This is a genomic window from Neobacillus camarae (assembly GCF_054950115.1).
This window is the reverse complement of the sequence record NZ_JBUCKX010000001.1, coordinates 225,985-243,024: the sequence shown is the minus strand read 5'-3', so window position 1 is coordinate 243,024 and position 17,040 is coordinate 225,985. Positions and strand designations below refer to the sequence as shown.

The 17,040-nt window shown below is 45.5% G+C and carries 18 protein-coding genes; 7 read left to right on the top strand and 11 right to left on the bottom strand.

Features of this window, described 5'->3' with window-relative positions; all coding sequences use genetic code 11:
* The first annotated feature begins 33 nt into the window (after positions 1–33).
* The 3 genes from leuB (at position 34) to leuD (ending at position 3,247) form a co-directional block, all read left to right on the top strand.
* On the top strand, positions 34–1,140 hold the full coding sequence (gene leuB, locus ACY8D0_RS01155) for a 3-isopropylmalate dehydrogenase (protein ID WP_462408685.1): 1,107 nt from the start codon (positions 34–36) through the stop codon (positions 1,138–1,140).
* A gap of 104 nt (positions 1,141–1,244) precedes the next feature.
* Positions 1,245–2,663 (top strand): 3-isopropylmalate dehydratase large subunit, encoded by a 1,419-nt coding sequence (gene leuC, locus ACY8D0_RS01150; RefSeq protein ID WP_462408684.1) that lies wholly within the window; start codon positions 1,245–1,247, stop codon positions 2,661–2,663.
* Positions 2,664–2,665: 2 nt separating this feature from the next.
* Positions 2,666–3,247: a 3-isopropylmalate dehydratase small subunit gene (gene leuD / locus ACY8D0_RS01145; RefSeq protein ID WP_462408683.1), complete on the top strand. Its 582-nt coding sequence runs from the start codon at positions 2,666–2,668 to the stop codon at positions 3,245–3,247.
* Positions 3,248–3,287: 40 nt separating this feature from the next.
* Here leuD and ACY8D0_RS01140 read toward each other — a convergent pair whose 3' ends face one another.
* Complete coding sequence (locus tag ACY8D0_RS01140) at positions 3,288–3,602, bottom strand: DUF3892 domain-containing protein (RefSeq protein WP_462408682.1); 315 nt, start codon at positions 3,600–3,602, stop codon at positions 3,288–3,290.
* A 168-nt stretch (positions 3,603–3,770) separates the two neighbouring features.
* Between ACY8D0_RS01140 and ACY8D0_RS01135 the strand changes: the two genes are divergently transcribed.
* Both ACY8D0_RS01135 and ACY8D0_RS01130 read left to right on the top strand, forming a co-directional pair.
* On the top strand, positions 3,771–4,508 hold the full coding sequence (locus ACY8D0_RS01135; RefSeq protein WP_462408681.1) for an RDD family protein: 738 nt from the start codon (positions 3,771–3,773) through the stop codon (positions 4,506–4,508).
* Between the two features lie 73 nt (positions 4,509–4,581).
* Positions 4,582–6,153 carry a glycosyl hydrolase family 28-related protein gene (locus ACY8D0_RS01130; RefSeq protein ID WP_462408680.1) on the top strand — a complete coding sequence of 524 codons (1,572 nt, stop codon included), beginning with the start codon at positions 4,582–4,584 and terminating at the stop codon, positions 6,151–6,153.
* A 246-nt stretch (positions 6,154–6,399) separates the two neighbouring features.
* Here the strand turns inward: ACY8D0_RS01130 and ACY8D0_RS01125 are convergent, their stop codons facing one another.
* A complete protein-coding gene (locus tag ACY8D0_RS01125; RefSeq protein ID WP_462408679.1) occupies positions 6,400–6,990 on the bottom strand; it encodes a DUF1836 domain-containing protein in 591 nt (196 codons plus the stop codon).
* Between the two features lie 129 nt (positions 6,991–7,119).
* Between ACY8D0_RS01125 and trhA the strand changes: the two genes are divergently transcribed.
* Together trhA and ACY8D0_RS01115 are read left to right on the top strand one after the other, a co-directional pair.
* Positions 7,120–7,767, top strand: coding sequence for a PAQR family membrane homeostasis protein TrhA (gene trhA / locus ACY8D0_RS01120; protein WP_462408678.1), 648 nt, complete (start codon positions 7,120–7,122; stop codon positions 7,765–7,767).
* A 160-nt stretch (positions 7,768–7,927) separates the two neighbouring features.
* Positions 7,928–8,746, top strand: coding sequence for a YitT family protein (locus ACY8D0_RS01115; RefSeq protein ID WP_462408677.1), 819 nt, complete (start codon positions 7,928–7,930; stop codon positions 8,744–8,746).
* A gap of 69 nt (positions 8,747–8,815) precedes the next feature.
* On the opposite strand, the gene ACY8D0_RS01110 is transcribed toward ACY8D0_RS01115, so the two are convergent.
* From ACY8D0_RS01110 to ACY8D0_RS01070, 9 genes are all read right to left on the bottom strand, one after another.
* Positions 8,816–9,211, bottom strand: a complete 396-nt coding sequence (locus tag ACY8D0_RS01110) for a DUF488 domain-containing protein (protein ID WP_462408676.1) — start codon at positions 9,209–9,211, stop codon at positions 8,816–8,818.
* A 26-nt stretch (positions 9,212–9,237) separates the two neighbouring features.
* Positions 9,238–9,468, bottom strand: a complete 231-nt coding sequence (locus ACY8D0_RS01105; RefSeq protein WP_462408675.1) for a helix-turn-helix domain-containing protein — start codon at positions 9,466–9,468, stop codon at positions 9,238–9,240.
* A 5-nt stretch (positions 9,469–9,473) separates the two neighbouring features.
* Positions 9,474–10,502, bottom strand: coding sequence for a DmpA family aminopeptidase (locus tag ACY8D0_RS01100; RefSeq protein WP_462408674.1), 1,029 nt, complete (start codon positions 10,500–10,502; stop codon positions 9,474–9,476).
* The gene (locus tag ACY8D0_RS01095) at positions 10,499–11,434 is read right to left on the bottom strand and encodes a dipeptidase (RefSeq protein ID WP_462408673.1); all 936 of its coding nucleotides are present in this window, start codon (positions 11,432–11,434) and stop codon (positions 10,499–10,501) included. The genes ACY8D0_RS01100 and ACY8D0_RS01095 overlap by 4 nt, the downstream gene beginning before the upstream one ends.
* Positions 11,435–11,519: 85 nt before the next feature.
* Positions 11,520–12,032: a (2Fe-2S)-binding protein gene (locus tag ACY8D0_RS01090; protein WP_462408672.1), complete on the bottom strand. Its 513-nt coding sequence runs from the start codon at positions 12,030–12,032 to the stop codon at positions 11,520–11,522.
* Positions 12,029–14,305: a xanthine dehydrogenase subunit D gene (pucD, locus tag ACY8D0_RS01085; RefSeq protein ID WP_462408671.1), complete on the bottom strand. Its 2,277-nt coding sequence runs from the start codon at positions 14,303–14,305 to the stop codon at positions 12,029–12,031. Before pucD ends, ACY8D0_RS01090 begins: the two co-directional genes overlap by 4 nt.
* A gap of 15 nt (positions 14,306–14,320) precedes the next feature.
* Positions 14,321–15,202, bottom strand: a complete 882-nt coding sequence (locus ACY8D0_RS01080) for an FAD binding domain-containing protein (protein WP_462408670.1) — start codon at positions 15,200–15,202, stop codon at positions 14,321–14,323.
* Entirely contained in the window at positions 15,199–15,843 is a 645-nt protein-coding gene (locus ACY8D0_RS01075) for an NTP transferase domain-containing protein (RefSeq protein WP_462408669.1), read from the bottom strand. Before ACY8D0_RS01075 ends, ACY8D0_RS01080 begins: the two co-directional genes overlap by 4 nt.
* Entirely contained in the window at positions 15,840–16,880 is a 1,041-nt protein-coding gene (locus ACY8D0_RS01070) for an XdhC family protein (protein ID WP_462408668.1), read from the bottom strand. The genes ACY8D0_RS01075 and ACY8D0_RS01070 overlap by 4 nt, the downstream gene beginning before the upstream one ends.
* Positions 16,881–17,040 lie beyond the last annotated feature (160 nt).

Below are 17,040 nucleotides of genomic sequence, written 5' to 3'. Positions count from 1 at the left end.
TTTAACATTTAAAAAATAAGGAGGCTGCTTCTATTGAAAAAACAAATTGTTTTACTTCCCGGTGATGGTATCGGCAAGGAAGTCATGAATGCGGCAACAGAAGTGTTAACAGCCATTGCGGAAGAATATAATCATACTTTTAGCTATGAAACCCATGAAATCGGAGGAGCGGCCATCGATCTTTATGGCACTCCTCTTCCTGAAACCACTGTAGAAGCTTGTAAGCTGGCAGATGCCGTGCTGCTTGGCGCTGTCGGCGGACCAAAATGGGATACTAATCCGTCCCATTTAAGGCCTGAACGTGGATTATTAGGAATTAGAAAAGCCCTTGATTTATATGCCAATCTAAGGCCAATCAAAGGCTTCAAAAACTTGCTCCATGCCTCGCCATTAAAGGAAGAAATAGTTGCCGGAAGCGACCTCCTTATTGTTCGTGAACTTACGGGCGGCCTTTACTTCGGAACTCCGAGTGAACGACGCGATAACGGCCAATCCGTTGTCGACACCCTGTCCTATACCCGCAAGGAAATTGAAAGAATTGTAGATAAAGCTTTCCAAGCAGCCCAAGGACGCCGCGGAGTGCTAACTTCCGTTGATAAAGCAAATGTCCTTGAATCCAGCAAGCTATGGCGCGAAATTGTCGAAGAGAAAAAATCCCAGTATCCCGATGTTACAGTTGAACATGTTTTAGTGGATGCTGCCGCGATGAAGCTGATTACCAACCCGGCCCAATTCGATGTTATCGTAACAGAAAATATGTTTGGTGACATTTTAAGTGATGAAGCATCCGTATTGACAGGATCGCTCGGGATGCTCCCATCAGCCAGCTTAAACGAAAGCGGCGTCGGCCTCTACGAACCGGTTCATGGTTCCGCTCCCGATATAGCGGGCAAAGGAATTGCCAATCCGGTTGCAATGATTTTATCAACCGCCCTTATGCTTCGGTATTCTTTCGGTTTGGAAACAGAAGCCAAATTAATTGAGGATGCTGTCCAATCGATTCTGGATGCCGGCTTCTATACAGCCGATCTGCAGGTAACAGATGGCCGTAAGGTCAACACGGCTGAAATGACGAAACTGATTGTGGATTATATCCGGACACTCAACACTTCTAAGTGTATTGCCAGCTGTTATTATTAAAAATTAATTCGGGTAAACTGGGCGTGATTTTTATTCCGGTTTACCTTTTCCATTAATCACTCATCGGTTACAAAGAAAAATTTAGGAACGTGAGGAAGGAAGCTATGCAAACACCTAAAAATATTGTTCAAAAAATTTGGGAACAGCATGTGGTCCATCAAGAAGAAGGAAAGCCGGATCTGCTTTATATTGACCTCCATCTTGTTCATGAAGTGACCTCCCCTCAAGCATTTGAAGGATTGCGAATGAACAGCCGAAAAGTCCGCCGCCCAGATTTAACCTTTGCGACAATGGACCATAATGTCCCAACCCGCCAGCGTCAGGTAATCAATGACCCTATTTCAAAAAAACAAATTGACACCCTTCAGGAAAACTGTCAGGAATTCGGTATTACTCTCGCTGACATCCATCATCCGGATAACGGGATTGTCCATGTCATCGGCCCAGAACTTGGCCTTACACAGCCTGGAAAAACCATCGTTTGCGGCGACAGCCACACCTCCACCCATGGAGCATTCGGCGCACTCGCATTCGGAATCGGCACCAGCGAAGTGGAACACGTATTAGCGACCCAAACCTTATGGCAGGCACCTCCCAAAACGTTGAATGTGAAAGTCAACGGCCGGCTTGGGACAGGCGTTACCGCAAAGGACCTGATCCTGGCTATTATCGGTAAATTTGGCGTTAAATTCGGAACCGGTCAAGTAATCGAATATACCGGCGAAGCCATCCGTGAAATGTCCATGGAAGAGCGCATGACCGTCTGCAACATGTCCATTGAAGGCGGCGCAAGAGCCGGACTGATTTCCCCAGACGAAACCACCATAAACTATTTAAAGGGCAGAAGACATGTGCCTCAAGGAGAAGACTTCGAAGCGGCCGCAGCCCAATGGTTAGCACTGGCTACTGACGAGGGAGCTTCCTACGATGACGTTGTGGAAATCAATGCCGCCGAAGTGGAACCACAAGTAACTTGGGGTACGAATCCAGGGATGTGTATTCCTGTGACCGCTAATGTTCCAAGTCCGGAACAAGCGTTGAAGGCAAGCGAACAAGACGAAATCAAACGCGCACTCGAATATATGGGACTAGAGGCAGGCCAGCCGATTTCCAATGTGCAAATCGACCATGTATTTATCGGTTCCTGTACCAATTCACGCTTAAGCGACCTGCGCAAAGCTGCGGCAGTAATCAAAGGCAAACAGGTTAACCCTGCGGTTAAAGCGATTGTGGTACCTGGATCGTTCAGCGTCAAGCTCGCCGCCGAACAAGAAGGCTTGGATCAAGTTTTTAAAGAAGCTGGTTTTGAATGGCGTGATTCCGGATGTAGCATGTGCCTCGGCATGAATGATGATATCATTCCATCGGGCGAGCGCTGCGCCTCCACTTCTAACCGTAATTTTGAAGGGCGTCAAGGCAAAGGGGCACGCACTCACCTTGTCAGTCCGGAAATGGCTGCAGCTGCTGCAGTTGCCGGTCATTTTGTCGATGTCCGCGAGTTTACCGCACAGGAGGTTATTTGATCATGGAACCGTTACGTATACACCAAGGTCTCGTTTGTCCATTAGACAGGACAAACATAGATACTGACCAGATTATTCCAAAGCAATTTTTAAAAAGGATTGAGCGGAGCGGCTTTGGGCAATTCCTGTTTTATAACTGGCGTTTTGATGACGACGGCAATCCTCATCCGGATTTCGCTTTAAATGATCCAAAATACAAAGGGGCTTCGATCCTGGTTGCTGGGGAGAATTTTGGCTGTGGCTCCTCACGCGAGCATGCTCCGTGGGCGATTCAAGATTTCGGCTTTAAAGTCATAATTGCCCCAAGCTATGCCGATATTTTTAAAAATAACTGTGTCAAGAATGGCATTTTGGCCATTCAAGCAACAGAAGAACAGGTGCAAACGATTATCAAGAAAGCTGATACCGAAGGATACTCGTTAACGGTTAACCTTGAAAATCAGTCTGTATCGGATAGCGATGGATTCGAATTCAAGTTTGACATTGCCCCCTATCCGAAAGAAATGCTGCTAAACGGCTGGGATGAAATCGGGGTAACCTTATCCTACGAGGATAAAATCAAACAATATGAACTTGCGAAATAAAGAAACGCTTGGGGATTCCCAAGCGTTTCTTTATTTTAGGTTAAAACTCTGGCAACTGATCCAAGTTGTTCTCCTTTATCCCATCCGGTTCGCTGCGGATAATATCACGGCCAAATTTGTGAAATACATCAATATGGGAAATATGCCCGGCTTTTGCTTCTTCCAGGGCCGTCATATAATCCAGTTCACGGCCCGTATTGGTTTTAAAGGCAATAATATCACCGTCGTCATTTTTCCTGACTGCCACGAATTCTTCTTTGCCCTCCTGATGGCCATTCCCCGCCTCCATCCTTGCCCGCTGTTCACCTTGCTGCTTATATTGTTGATAAATTTCCTCAAAATTTTGCTGTTCCATATTCCACCTCCGAACATTTGTTAGTATTTTTATAAATAGACTCTGTTATACGATATAGTTGAATCCTTAAAACTTTGTTGATTGAACAGCCATGTTTAACAGAGACAAAAAAATTATCCTCTTTTCGATTATAGGAGTATAATTTATCTGTTAGGGAGGCGTATTAAAATGGAATTGTATGAAGAACAAGTATGGTTTTATATGAAGAATCAGGAACAACAGGGGCCTGCCGGATTCTTTGAACTAAAAAAATTATTTGAACAGGGAGTGTTAACAGGAGATTCCTTCATTTGGAACAAAGACATGGGCTCCTGGCAGATGGCAAAACTGGTAGAGCCTTTTGAATACCTCTCCTTCTCTGGAAGGTTAAATGATCAAGACACACCAAAATTCACGGGAACACAAGCTAAGGCGGATCCAAAAGGTAAGCCATTTGTCAGATTTCTCGCCCGGCTTTTCGACCTCTCCGTTTTCTCTTTAATCTTAATGGCTTTGGTCAGCATCTTTTCTCCGAAATTAATCATGGAATCTTCTCATATCCTCTTTTTCATAGCGAGCCTCGTTCTCTACATTCTAGTTGAGGCATTTATCCTCTCACTATTCGGGAATACATTAGGAAAAACTCTTTTGCATACAAAGCTCAAAACGGTAGATGGCCAGCCCATTCATTTTTTGACTGCCCTCAAGAGAAGCCTGTTTGTCAACACAGCTGGACTGGGGCTTGGCGTGCCCATCCTCAATGTTATTTGCTCTGTCATTTCTTACTTTGATTTAAAAAAACATAAGTCTTCTCAATGGGACAAGCATTTCGGGACAGTGGTCTTATATGGCCCAGTTTCTTGGCCGCGTATCCTGATGGTAAGTCTGTTCCCCGCAGCAATGATTATTGCCGGAATCCTTTTATGATTGCAGCATAACGTCCTAATGGGGCTAACGGGTTATACTATCTTTATCAAGACTTTTTGGAGTGAAAAATGGAATGCTAGAGTTGGATAAGAATCATAACCCGGAACAGAATGCTGCCCTTCTGAAACAGCTCTCCAAGAGGAACTTGGACTTAAAAGCGGCCGTAGAGGAAACCGTGATGCTTTTCAAGCAATGCCGGTCAAGCTTTTCGCCGCAAGCCGGCATAAAGAATACATCTCCCCCTGTGTTGAAACTAAATTGGGCCGAAGCTCTGCACCGTCTTTTGGCCAAGCCAGCAAAGACTCTGGAGCCGGCCCAATTATCTGTCGGCCATGATGGAATTGTATTTCCGGATTGGAAGGAAAAACTGGATGAGGAATACCTGCAATTAGAAAACACAATCACCAGGGAAGTAAATATTGCCGATTACGGGGCAGTTGGCGACGGCAAAACGGATTGTACGGCTGCTTTTAAAAAGGCGTTGGGGCACGGAAGAGTGAAAATACATGTACCAGAAGGCGTTTTCATTACCAAAGGCATCACCCTCCCTTCTTGGACATGTGTGATTGGCGCTGGAAAAGGGAAAACGATTATCAAACTGCATGACAGCTCAGGCAAAGGGACAAGGCTAATAACCAATGCCAGCCACTGGCAGGGCAATCATCATATCTTGGTTAAAGGAATGAGCTTGGACTGGAATGTCGAAAGGCTGGGGGACGCGGCCAAAACAAGCACTTGGGGTAACCATTCCAGCTGTTTGACTTATGCCAACGTGACCTATGGCTGGGTACAGCAGGTTGAAGCGATCAATGCCGGCTTGCATGGGTTCGATATTTCATCCACACTGTACAATTATGCCGGCGACGGCTGGCGCGCCCACGGCGGAAGCAAGTTCGTTTGGCTGGATCAATTATCTGGCCATGGCTTTGGCGATGACGGAATCACCACCCATCATAGCGATTATATTTGGATTTCGAATTGCCATATGTGTGACCCCAGTGGCCGGGCCCATCAAAAAGGATTCTCGAATTCAAACGGGATCGAGGTGGACGATGGTTCGCGTAATGTTCTGTTGGTCAATAATTCGACAGCCCGATGTTTTGGCGGGGTAGAAATAAAAGCACATCAGAACTCGTCTGCAGCCTCAAGTGTCCAAATCATCGGCCACCTGTCTGTCCATGACAACCGCTCCTTTAACTTCCGCCATATCGGCCATCATAAAAGCACAGATCTCGAGTCTAAAACCGCCAGGAACATCCTGGCAGTCAATCTGGCGGCCATCGCACCGATTCCCACGGACCTCTATACGGATTCTACTCCCCGTGGTTTGGTGGTATCCGCCTATCAAAATGTCGTGATAAACCATGCTGTGTTTATTGGTGACCCGGAATGGGACTTTCAGCATCAACCGATTGCAGCTATACAGTACCGCGCAAGGAATGTAGTTTTAAACAATATTATTATTCATCATTTTAAAAATGCTTCTGCCGGTATCAAAGTGTTCGGTGGTGACAATCGGGCGGATGGTGTTTATATTGGCAATGTTTATCATGATTTTTCCAGTCCCAATATGGCGGTGAGTGTTGGAAGCGACGTGCAAAATATGGAATTAGGCAATATACATCAACTCTACAATGGGCTGTGATTAACGACAGTTTATGCCGGAAATTTTCTCATAGGGTAGCTAATAAGGTATTAACTCCCCTTTCAGACTGAAAACAGACCATTGGGTAGCCAATAAGGCGTATTGACTACCTACCTTCCTTTGAAACTGCACGGAAGGTAGTTAATCTACCTTTATTAACGACGGTTTATGCCGGAACGTTTCTCATAGGGTAGCTAATTGGACTAACAGATTTGAAAATTTAAATCAGCAGAAAAAGCGCCATTATTATTTCTGGCGCTTTCCATCCTTCTCCACAATAATCCCATCCACGAGTTTTTCAGCCACTTTTCGATAAAGATTGCTCATATGGGCAAGCGATGCAATCATCAGTACCCGCTCCAGATAGGCAGAATCTTTCGCTTGGCCGTCTGCTATTTCTGCTGAAACTTCCTCCGTCCTTCGCTGAACACCAACTTTTAGTGCGGCCGCATTCTTACTGGCAAGATGCAAATAACTGTTATAAAAACTGTCTAAATCCATATCCCCTTTGACAATCCGCTTGTTTAGCCCATCAAGCGTTGTTTTGATATCACTAATTGATAGTGCCCCTTTGAGCTGATAAATCAAGCTAATTAAAATCAGGTGCTCTTTGGAGTACTTTTTATTTTGAATGGGAAAGATGAGTTTTCCTTTTGCGTAGTTGTTGATCATTGTCTTGGTTAAAATCTTTTCCTCATCATTCCGTTTAGTTTCGGCAAACTTATTTTCAAACAATTGAATGACCTGATCCATGTATAAGTCAATTTTCGGTATTTCCTCTAGAGTTAAATTGGCATCCAGCCCAAGCTGGTCGATTTGCTGATGAATTTTATCCATAATATGACCCCGTTTATTCTATGTATAAAGTTATTATACAGAATTATATATTCATTGACTAGATATTAAAATATCTGTATTATTATATGTAGTTATTAAAACTACATGATACATTGGAGGCAGTTAATTATGAACAGTTACATACGTGAACCCATTAATGGATTTACCCATTTAGCTGGAGCTATTCTTGCGTTTGTTGGATTACTTGCCATGGTCATTAAAACTTCCATCACGACCCCTTCCCCGCTGGCGATAACAGCCGTGATTATTTTTGGAATCAGCATGATTTTGCTTTACTCCGCTTCGGCCACCTACCATATGGTTATTGCCAAAGCTAAAGTCATTGCCTTCCTAAGGCGGCTTGACCATTCGATGATCTTCATTTTAATCGCTGGAACCTATTCCCCATTTTGTTTTATCAGCTTAAACGGAAAAACGGGCGCACTTCTTTTTTCCATCATTGCATCGGTCGCCCTTTGCGGCGTCGTGTTTAAGATGGTCTGGTTTCATTGTCCCCGGTGGATTTCAACCGCCCTGTATCTCATCATGGGCTGGATGGTTGTGTTTGTATTCTCGCCGCTTTCCGGCAGCCTGGCACCGGCCGGTTTGTTTTTATTAGTACTCGGTGGAGTTTTTTATACCATCGGCGGTGTCATTTATGGGGCAAAACCGAAGTTTTTGAAATTTAAGAATTGGGGGTTCCACGAGATCTTTCATGTTTTTATATTACTTGGAAGCCTCGCCCACTTTCTATGCGTGTACTTATTTGTAATTTAACAAACGCCTTCCGGGGCGTTTTTTTGTATCCAAAACTTGCAAATTTCCTATGTATTCCAACTTTTTGACAATTTCCTGTCAAAGAAAAATTTATATTGACGCAAACTAAAATGAGAGTTTAAATATAAAAGTTGAATTCTTTGACAGAGGTGTATTTTTGTTGTTACGACTACCTATACAAATTATTGTTATCGGCATCTGTGCAATGGTATTTGGATTTTCCTATAATACGTTTCTCATACCCCATAAGCTGGCATCCGGCGGTGTAACAGGAATCGCCTTTATGATCCATCAGTTTATACCGATTAATACGGGGTGGATTGTTTTACTGATTAATATTCCGTTATTTGTTTTTGGGCTAAAATATTTAGGGAAAAGATTTGTGCTGCTTACTATTTATGCTGTTACGGTTCTATCCTTAAGCATGAAATTTTTCCCGATTCACGCTGTTAGTCCGGATATCTTGTTATCCTCAATTATTGGGGGTGCGCTGTACGGGGCAGCCGTAGGCATGCTCATCCGCTTTGGTGGTTCAACGGGAGGAACCGATATTATCAGTTTAATTATGGCAAAAAAGAAAAATTTTCAGGTTGGTTTTTTAAACACTTGCATGAATATCCTGGTAGTTGGCTTATCAGGTCTGTTCTTTGGGTGGACTATCACTCTCTATACGGTTATTGCGATCTACGTGGCAGGACGTGCCGTCGATATGGTGTACACAACCCAGAATAAGTTAACCTTAACGATCATCACCGAAAAGTATCAAGCCCTAAGTGACGCACTCATCCACTTGCACTCCAGAGGTGTCACCATCTCGGATGCGGAAGGTGCCTATACCCACCAGCCAAAAAAAGTTTTGACCACCGTGATCACAAGATTTGAACTGAATGAAACGAAACATAAGATTAAAGAAGTCGACCCAAAGGCTTTTGTCAACATAACGCAAACCTTGGAGGTCATGGGGCGTTTCCGTAAATAAGCTATTAAAAAAAGAGCTTGATCCCCAAGCTCTTTTTTTAATGCAATGCAAACAATTGTTTAAACGGAATTACTTAAATAGTTTCTTTTCATCTCTTTCCGTTTTTTCCTGTATGTCTTGCAGCTGTTCGTATAACACAACCGCATGATTATAAACTGGATCCTTGGCGCCATATAATAGCGTTACATTTGTTTTAGCCGCTTCGGTCAGCAGGCCGTCAATCAGTTCCCGCTTCTGCTCATCTGTTCGAAGTTCCTCCAAGTACCTTAAGCGAAATTCGGGAAACAGTTCGGGTTTGTGGCAAAACCATTTCCTTAGCTCAGGGCTTGGCGCCACGTCCTTAAACCAGTATGTTAACCTTGCTGACTCTTTTGAAATACCGCGGGGCCACAGCCGGTCAATCAAAACCCGGCACCCATCCGACTCATCGTAAGGTTCATAAATCCGCTTTAAACAAATACTCATACAATCACCTCTTAGTGCACCGCTATTTAGTCTTCGTCTTTTACATCCATATCCTCAGGGACTGGCTCGCTTAGGTACTCTTCGACGAGCTGTTTATATTTTTCCATTTGTTTGAGGTAGGTGTTGAATTGTTCCTTGTTAATCAGGTATCCGGTGCCGTCAAACATGGCGCGGATCTTTTTTTGCTGAATCAGCTTTTTGACGGTATCTTCCGGTATGGACAGGTATTCAGCCGTTTCCTTAATGGTTAGATACATTTAGATTACCTTCTTTCGAAAAGTTCAAGTTTATGGACAACCTGTCCGGCTCTTCCCTTGGTGGTGACAGCCTGTGACAGGGAATTTAGGATGGCCTCTTCTGCTGCCTCGGCTGCGGCAGTAAACAATTGATTCATCATCGGATGATCCTCGCGAAGCTGTACCCGGCTTTCCAGCATTTCTTCCGAAAAATGCGGGATTTTAAATGCCGTTGAAAAGGCAATCACGATATCGCCACTGCCATGGCTAAAATGGCTTCCCGTACGGCCAAGTCCAATGCCGCACCGTTTGGCCGCCCGCTGCAGCTGCCGGTCGCTTAAAGGAGCGTCGGTTGCCAGGACCAGAATAATCGAGCCATCTGATGTCTCCGAAAGACCCTTTTGCTGATCATACTGGAAGCCGCGCAGTTCTTCTTTTGTTCCGAAGTTCGTCAGGACCAGACATCCAACCGTATAGTCACCCGCCACACGGGATGAGGTGCCAATCCCTCCCTTATAGCCGAAGCAGACCATTCCTTTACCTGCGCCAACCGCACCTTCTTCCGTCTGCTCCGCGGATGCGTTTTTTATGGCTTCGATGGCATGTTCAGGCATAACCGGAAACAGCCGGATGGAATTCAGATGGCTATCATTGCATTCACCGACAACAACATTGATGGTCCCTGTGGTATCGCCAATTTCCGGATTTTTCTCAAGCATGTACTGCAAGGTTCCTTGGGTCACCGCCGGCACGGCAAATGTATTGGTCAGCATGATCGGCGATTCGAGAACGCCTAATTCATTTACTTGAACAAGTCCTGTAGTTTTCCCGAATCCGTTGATCACATAACTGGCTGCGGTTACTTTTTCTTTAAACAGATTGCCGTTGTGGGGCAGTATCGCGGTTACACCCGTACAGGCATATTCTAACCCTGTTTCGTCCAGCGGATAATCCAGTGTCACGTGCCCGACCCTGACCCCTTCAACATCGGTAATGCAGTTTTTCTTTCCTGCAGGAAGATGTCCAATCACCAAGCCTTGTTCCCTTACCTTCATCGGCCCACCCCAGGACGATGATTGAGGAAGTTTTGTGAAGCAAAGCCCTTGACCTCGTCTTCAGAATAATATTTTAACAGCTCATTAATGAGATTTTGGGTTTTGGAGGCATCCTCCAAACTCTGGACAAGCCTTGTAGTGCCATCAAAGTCTGAGCCCAAGCCAATTTGTGATACACCGCCCAAGGAACAAAAATGGTCAATATGCTTCACCAAATCGCTCAAGGCAGCATTCTCGTCCTCTTTTACAAAAGGAGAATGATAAACCACATGAATTAATCCTCTTTTTTGGAACATGACGCTAGCCTGCTCGTCGGTTAAATTTCGCGGATGGTCACAGAGCGTTCGTGAATTGGAATGGCTGGCAATCGGATATTCAGCGATTTCCATGACATCCCAAAATGCCTTCTCGCTTAGATGGGAGACATCAGTCAAAATTTGATATTGGTTATTTAACAGAACTACATCACGGCCGAAACGGGTGATGCCGGCACCCCGCGGTTCTTCGGCACCATCAGCCGCCAGGTTGGCATAATTCCACGTCAGGCCTACCAAAAGGACTCCGAGCCGGTACAAGGTTTCGAGCTTGGTAATATCATTTCCAATGGCCTCGACACCCTCTAGCGTCAGCACCGCCCCAATCTGGCCAATTTTTAATCGGTCAAAATCAGACCATTCCTTGATATGTACCATATCGGGATTTTTCCCCAATACTTCTTTATAAAAATAATCAATTTGTTTAAGCGCAGCCTGAAACATGAGATCAGAGGGAAGAATCGGCTCAATGAAGATGGCAAAAAATTGCACCTTTATTTTTCCTTCGTGCAGCCTGGTTTTATTGGCCTGCAGTTCAGGGGCATCCGCGAATCGAAGTGAGCCGTTCGCTTCCCAAAGCTTCAATAAAACATCACAATGCAAATCAATGATATTCATAAAGGCTAACTCCTTTTTTAAAAAATTTTATCATATAATTAGCTCTTTGCATGGAAAAGAGCCAGGATTTTTATATCTCCCTGGCTCATCTTAAAATTTCTGTTATTTTTTGAACGGAACGGATAATCCCCCCGTATCCGGTACATCTGCATAAATTACCCGAGAGTGCTTCAGTCATTTGGTCTGGCGTTGGATTCGGATGCGACTGCAACAACGAGCGAACCGCCATAATCATGCCAGGTGTACAATATCCGCATTGGAATCCGCCTTCTTCTAAAAAAGCTTGTTGAATCCTGTCTAACCTTTCTTGTGCCAAGCCCTCAATCGTCGTGATGGAAGAATGGTTCGCTTGGTAAGCCATTACCAAACAGGAATTGGCCAATTTTCCATCCATTTCAATAGAGCATGCCCCGCACCGTCCAATTTCGCAGGAAATTTTGGTTCCAGTCAGCTTTAAATCATCCCGTAAAATATGGATCAATTTTTTGGTTGGGAGGGTCTGGACTTGGTAGGTCAAGCCGTTCACCTTCAGTGTCAGCTCCATTTCAGATGATATTGGCAGATCTGCGGGGATGGGGATACTTTCTTTTGGATTCATGGGCACATCGCTCCAATATCTATAGGTTTCACCAGTGCTTCACGAGAAATCGGCAGTTTGTTTACCCAGCAGCCGACGGCATCATATATGGCTCTTGCGATAGCCGGGGCGACAGCAACCGTTCCAATTTCTCCCGCTCCTCTAGGTCCAAAGGCATCGCCCTCTGCCAATGTTTCGATTGCCTCCACTTTCATGGAAAACGGAACATCTCGAATCGTGGGAATCAGATAAGTATCGAAATTATCGGTGAGATAGTTTCCCTGTTTCATGACGGCATCCTCCATTAATGTGTAACCCAGTGACATGACTCCCCCACCTTCAATTTGCCCTCTAAACCCCATAGGGCTTACGACAGGACCTGAAGCCACGGCTTGGTCTAAGCCAGCGACCTTGACTTTACCGGTAAGCAAATCCACCTCAACCTGGGCAATCACTGCAGCAAACGAATATAAAAAATGGCTTCCAGGAACTTTCGCATCCGGGCTAACCGGGAAATCGAAAGAAGTTTGAACGGAAATAACTGTTCCAGATGGCATCGCTTCTGCTAACTGAGAATAAGAAAGTAAAAGGGCGTCCTCTTTCCATATCCCGCCTGGCCCCATTCGCAGCTGATCTCCTGACGTACCTGTCATTTGTTCCGCTAGATCTGTGATTTGTTTCCGGAAGGAATCCTTCATTTTCTGCAGGGAGTGCCATACCATGCTGGTTGCCCTCGACGCCGTTGACGAACCACTTACAGGAACCAGTGCCGTATCGCCGACAACGATTTGAATGTCTCCGGTGAGACAATCAAACTCTTCCAATACTAAAGATTCAATAACAGATAACAGTCCTTGCCCGCATTCCTCAAATCCGAAGGCCGCTTCGATTTTGCCCTCTTTCGTGAAAGAAAGACGCCCGCCTGACGGGTCGATACGGCCCGACCCAAGTCCGCCCCCATGCATGGTGAGCGCTACCCCCGTACCCTTGGCGATATAGCCTTCATTGGTTTTCTTCTCTGGTTTCCATTCGCCCTTGGATTCAGCAAGAGCTTTTTTCGCAGCGTTCAGCACATCAAACGCCCCGTTTGTTGGGGCAATTTTCTGTCCCATCGGTCCTGGATCACCCATTTTACGTAAATTCCTAAACCGGAATTCGATTGGGTCCATCTGCAATTTTTCTGCAAGACGGTCAATCTGACCTTCAAGAGCAAAAGTAACCTGGTTTCCGCCAAATCCCCTGAACTCACCGGCATTCCCATTATTGGTAAAAACAGATAATCCTTCTATTTCCAAATTGGGTATGATGTATGGCCCGGGAGCATGCTCGACGGCAAAATCCAGGACGGCGGGACCCAAACTGGCATAGGCACCAGTATCGGCCATAATTTTTACTTGGTGGGCGTGAATTTTTCCCTCCTGGTCAGCACCTGTCTTCATGGTAATTTTCATTGGATGCCGTTTTATGCCCGCCCGGACCGATTCCTGCCGGTTTTGATGGATTTTTACCGGACAGTTCGTCACCAAGGCAAGCAGGGCACCATATGGCTGGATATTCAATTCATCCTTTCCCCCGAATGAACCGCCCATCGGACTGGAAACGACACGGATATCCTTTTCGTCCATATTGAGAATCCTGGCAAGCTGAAACCGATCCTTAAAACCATGCTGCGTTCCAACATAAACGGTTAACTTGCCATCCGGTTCGGGGACGATGACACCTCCTTCTGTCTCCATGTAGGCATGCATTTGCCGAGGCAGCTCATAGGTTTCTTCCACCACAACCGTGCATTTTTGAAATCCCTCTTCCATGTTCCCTTGTTTATATTCGGCGCGGTGGAGGATATTCCCGTCCGGATGGAGGAATGGCGCATCAGGGCAAAGGGAGGCCTCTGGACTGTCTAGGACAGGCAGCGGTTTGTAAACCACTTGAATGAGTTTCAACGCCTCCTCTGCAATCTCTTCTGACTCAGCGGCAATAGCCGCCAACGCATCTCCCACACAACAGACACGGTCGTCACATAGAACAGGCTGGTCAGGGAAAATAAGGCCATAACCGTTCAATCCTGGAATATCTTGATACGTGACTACGGCCCGCACACCAGGCAGCATCTTTGCCTCCTCGGTCGAAATAGATACGATTTCGGCATGCGGTTCTTGGCTGCGCAGAATTTTTCCATATAACATATTTGGAAAAGAGAGGTCGGTAAGGTATTTCAGTCTCCCTGTCACTTTGTCGGGTCCATCAGGACGGACTCTCTGCTTTCGATCCGTTAAGCCAGTTTGCATGGTCATACATACTCTCCTTCTCTATTCCGATACTCTGGCCATCTCATAAACCAAAAGATTGGCTGCAATAGTTTTTTTATACCGCTCGGAAAAAAAATCATCCGAAGGAGCGTTAAACTCTTCTTGTATGGCCCTCTGCAGTTTCGTCAGTTGCTCTTTCGATATGGTTTTCCCTATCAAAAGCTGCTCACATGCCTCCAATCTCTGCGGGCGGACAGACGCGCCGCCAACAGCCAGCCGGATCGATTCTACTTCCTTTTGGTCATTCAGCCGGCAGCATCCGGCGATGGTCACGACACTGGGAGTAAATGCCTCACGTCTTCCAACCTTTTTAAAAAAAGAAGAGGTTTCCTTGTCGTTTCCATTCCCGCAAACGCTAATAGAAACAAGAAGGGAATCTTTCAGGAAAATCCCCTCTTGAAGGCAATCCCATAACGACTTCCTCAGAATCTCTGATCCTTTGGTATATGCGATTACCGTATCCAATACTAAAAAAGCCGGGAGCGTGTCACCCGTACTGCCGGCGATGTTGCCTCCAATGGTTCCCCTGTTGCGTACAGCGGGTGCTGCAATACTTTTCACCGCTTCTACTAATAGGGGGAGATGGGAGAGGAGTGAGGGATGTTGCAGGAGTTGACTTAATGTGGTTAAAGCGCCGATTTGGACCATGGATTTTCCATCGGCGATTTCATTTACGAATCCTTGAAGCTCTTTTATCTTTTCTAAACTTATTAAATGGGACGGAACGGGCTGGCCCTTTTCCCAATATGTCTGCAAAAGCGTACCCGCGGCGATGAACTGTCCGTCAGAACCATATTTTTGCTTCAATTGCAGTGCCGTCTGCAAGTCTTCAGGGATCCAAACAACAGGTGAAACGTTTTTTATAGCACCTTGGCTCATCATGCCCCGTGCAACGCTCCTTTCACGTTTTGATAATCTTCTATCGTGTCAATGTCGACGAAGTCTGCCCTTTTTTCACATTCTATTATTTTCCCCTTTAATGGCCCTCCTTGAAGAAGTTTTCTGGCCCCTTCATCCCCCTTCAACATAAATAATCGGGAAAGGGCACTTGGAAGGAAAATGACAGGCGGCCGTGGAATCCCCTGAAAGCTAGCGGCTATGAAAGAAAGAGGATTGTCTTCTTGTGGATGCTTGAGAAATTCCTTTAATAAAAGTTGAATGGTATCAACCGATAATAATGGCTGGTCTGCTAATAAAATCAAAAATCCTGCTGGTTCTACCCCCATGGCAGCCTGCAATCCACACTTTAGGGAATGGGCCATCCCCTGTACAGCCTCCTGACAAGGAACAGCCGTCCAGCGATTCTTGAAAGGTTCTTCAAACAGGCTGGGGTGAATCCATTTAAGGTCGTCCCCGGCACTTGTAGTTACGAAAACATGGCCTACATCCGCTTTTACCACACTCTCTAGGGCCATATTTCCAATGGTCGTTTCTCCCAAGGGCAAACCCAGCTTATGGACGCCCATCCGTCTACTCATGCCGGCTGCAAGATATACCACAGCAATTTTGTTTTGGTTGTTCAAGCAAACACCCCTGCCATTTTTTTAGTCCTTTGTTTTTGGATTAATTCCGCCACAATGCTGATGGCGATTTCAACCGGTCCTTCCGCTCCGATTTCCAGACCGGCTGGACTGCTGATTTGCGGAGGGATATCCTTCCCTTCGAGAAGGCGTTCAGTCCGTTTCCGCGGACCGAGTATCCCCAAATACTTTAACTCCTGATTTTGTAAGAGATTCAGCAGTTCTTTATCCCTTTGAAAATGATGGGTAAGAATCAGGACCGAATCACTAACTGACAGGTGAAGGAGCGGAATGGCATCGTTCGGAAAACCGACAATCAGCTGTTCAGCATCCGGAAAGTGAAGCTCATGGCAAAATGCCGCACGCCAGTCTGAAACTATAACCGAGAAGCCAACTTCCGCAGCAAGCTTGACTAGAGGAATGGCATCCGGCCCTGCTCCGAAAACAATCAAACGTGGTTTTGGTTCAAAGGTTTGAATATAGAAATTCATCGACAATTCCGGTCGATAGTGAATCCCCGTGTAGGGCGTGTCAATGTGCATTTGAAGAAGAAATGGTTTGAGTTGGACCGGAATTCCGCCATGCCATTTGCCGAATAATTGCCCGTCGTCAGTCATAAACAAGTAATCTGTCACACAGAACTCTTTATCTAATTTTTTTATCAAAGTGACCCTGTCGCCCTTTTCCAGATAGAACTGCAATTGACCAAGGTGATTATGTAACACCATATCTACCGGCTCCAGAAGTACATGGATGACTCCATTGCAGCCGGCCCCCTGCCCCCATGACAAATCATCCTCAGGACGCTGATCGTAAACGATGGTTCTAGCCTGTTGGTCTTTCTTCACCTCCTGTGCATGCCAGGCCAAATCTGTTTCAAGACATCCGGCACTAATCATTCCAATTGCCTCGTTCTCCCTGAACAGCATCATGGATCCTTCCTTTCGGTATGCAGATCCTTCCACGCGTATCACCGTGGCAAGAACATCCTTATGGAACGACGAACAAACCGCATTTAAAATGTCATGAATTCCATCCATTTTTCTCCTCCTCCCTTCATATGAATTAATATACGAACTAGACCCCCTAAAAATATACAAAACTACATTTCTCTATATATGTAATGGATGATACCGACCAATATAATAATAATCTTCAATCATCCACCAAGTTTCATCCATCATACCCAACACCCACCAA

Coding starts and splice junctions, on each gene's coding strand:
- leuC (WP_462408684.1), top strand. CDS start 1,245: ATGCAAACACCTAAAAATATTGTTCAAAAAATTTGGGAACAGCATGTG.
- leuD (WP_462408683.1), top strand. CDS start 2,666: ATGGAACCGTTACGTATACACCAAGGTCTCGTTTGTCCATTAGACAGG.
- ACY8D0_RS01140 (WP_462408682.1), bottom strand. CDS start 3,602: ATGGAACAGCAAAATTTTGAGGAAATTTATCAACAATATAAGCAGCAA.
- ACY8D0_RS01135 (WP_462408681.1), top strand. CDS start 3,771: ATGGAATTGTATGAAGAACAAGTATGGTTTTATATGAAGAATCAGGAA.
- ACY8D0_RS01130 (WP_462408680.1), top strand. CDS start 4,582: ATGCTAGAGTTGGATAAGAATCATAACCCGGAACAGAATGCTGCCCTT.
- ACY8D0_RS01125 (WP_462408679.1), bottom strand. CDS start 6,990: ATGGATAAAATTCATCAGCAAATCGACCAGCTTGGGCTGGATGCCAAT.
- trhA (WP_462408678.1), top strand. CDS start 7,120: ATGAACAGTTACATACGTGAACCCATTAATGGATTTACCCATTTAGCT.
- ACY8D0_RS01110 (WP_462408676.1), bottom strand. CDS start 9,211: ATGAGTATTTGTTTAAAGCGGATTTATGAACCTTACGATGAGTCGGAT.
- ACY8D0_RS01105 (WP_462408675.1), bottom strand. CDS start 9,468: ATGTATCTAACCATTAAGGAAACGGCTGAATACCTGTCCATACCGGAA.
- ACY8D0_RS01100 (WP_462408674.1), bottom strand. CDS start 10,502: ATGAAGGTAAGGGAACAAGGCTTGGTGATTGGACATCTTCCTGCAGGA.
- ACY8D0_RS01095 (WP_462408673.1), bottom strand. CDS start 11,434: ATGAATATCATTGATTTGCATTGTGATGTTTTATTGAAGCTTTGGGAA.
- ACY8D0_RS01090 (WP_462408672.1), bottom strand. CDS start 12,032: ATGAATCCAAAAGAAAGTATCCCCATCCCCGCAGATCTGCCAATATCA.
- pucD (WP_462408671.1), bottom strand. CDS start 14,305: ATGACCATGCAAACTGGCTTAACGGATCGAAAGCAGAGAGTCCGTCCT.
- ACY8D0_RS01080 (WP_462408670.1), bottom strand. CDS start 15,202: ATGATGAGCCAAGGTGCTATAAAAAACGTTTCACCTGTTGTTTGGATC.
- ACY8D0_RS01070 (WP_462408668.1), bottom strand. CDS start 16,880: ATGGATGGAATTCATGACATTTTAAATGCGGTTTGTTCGTCGTTCCAT.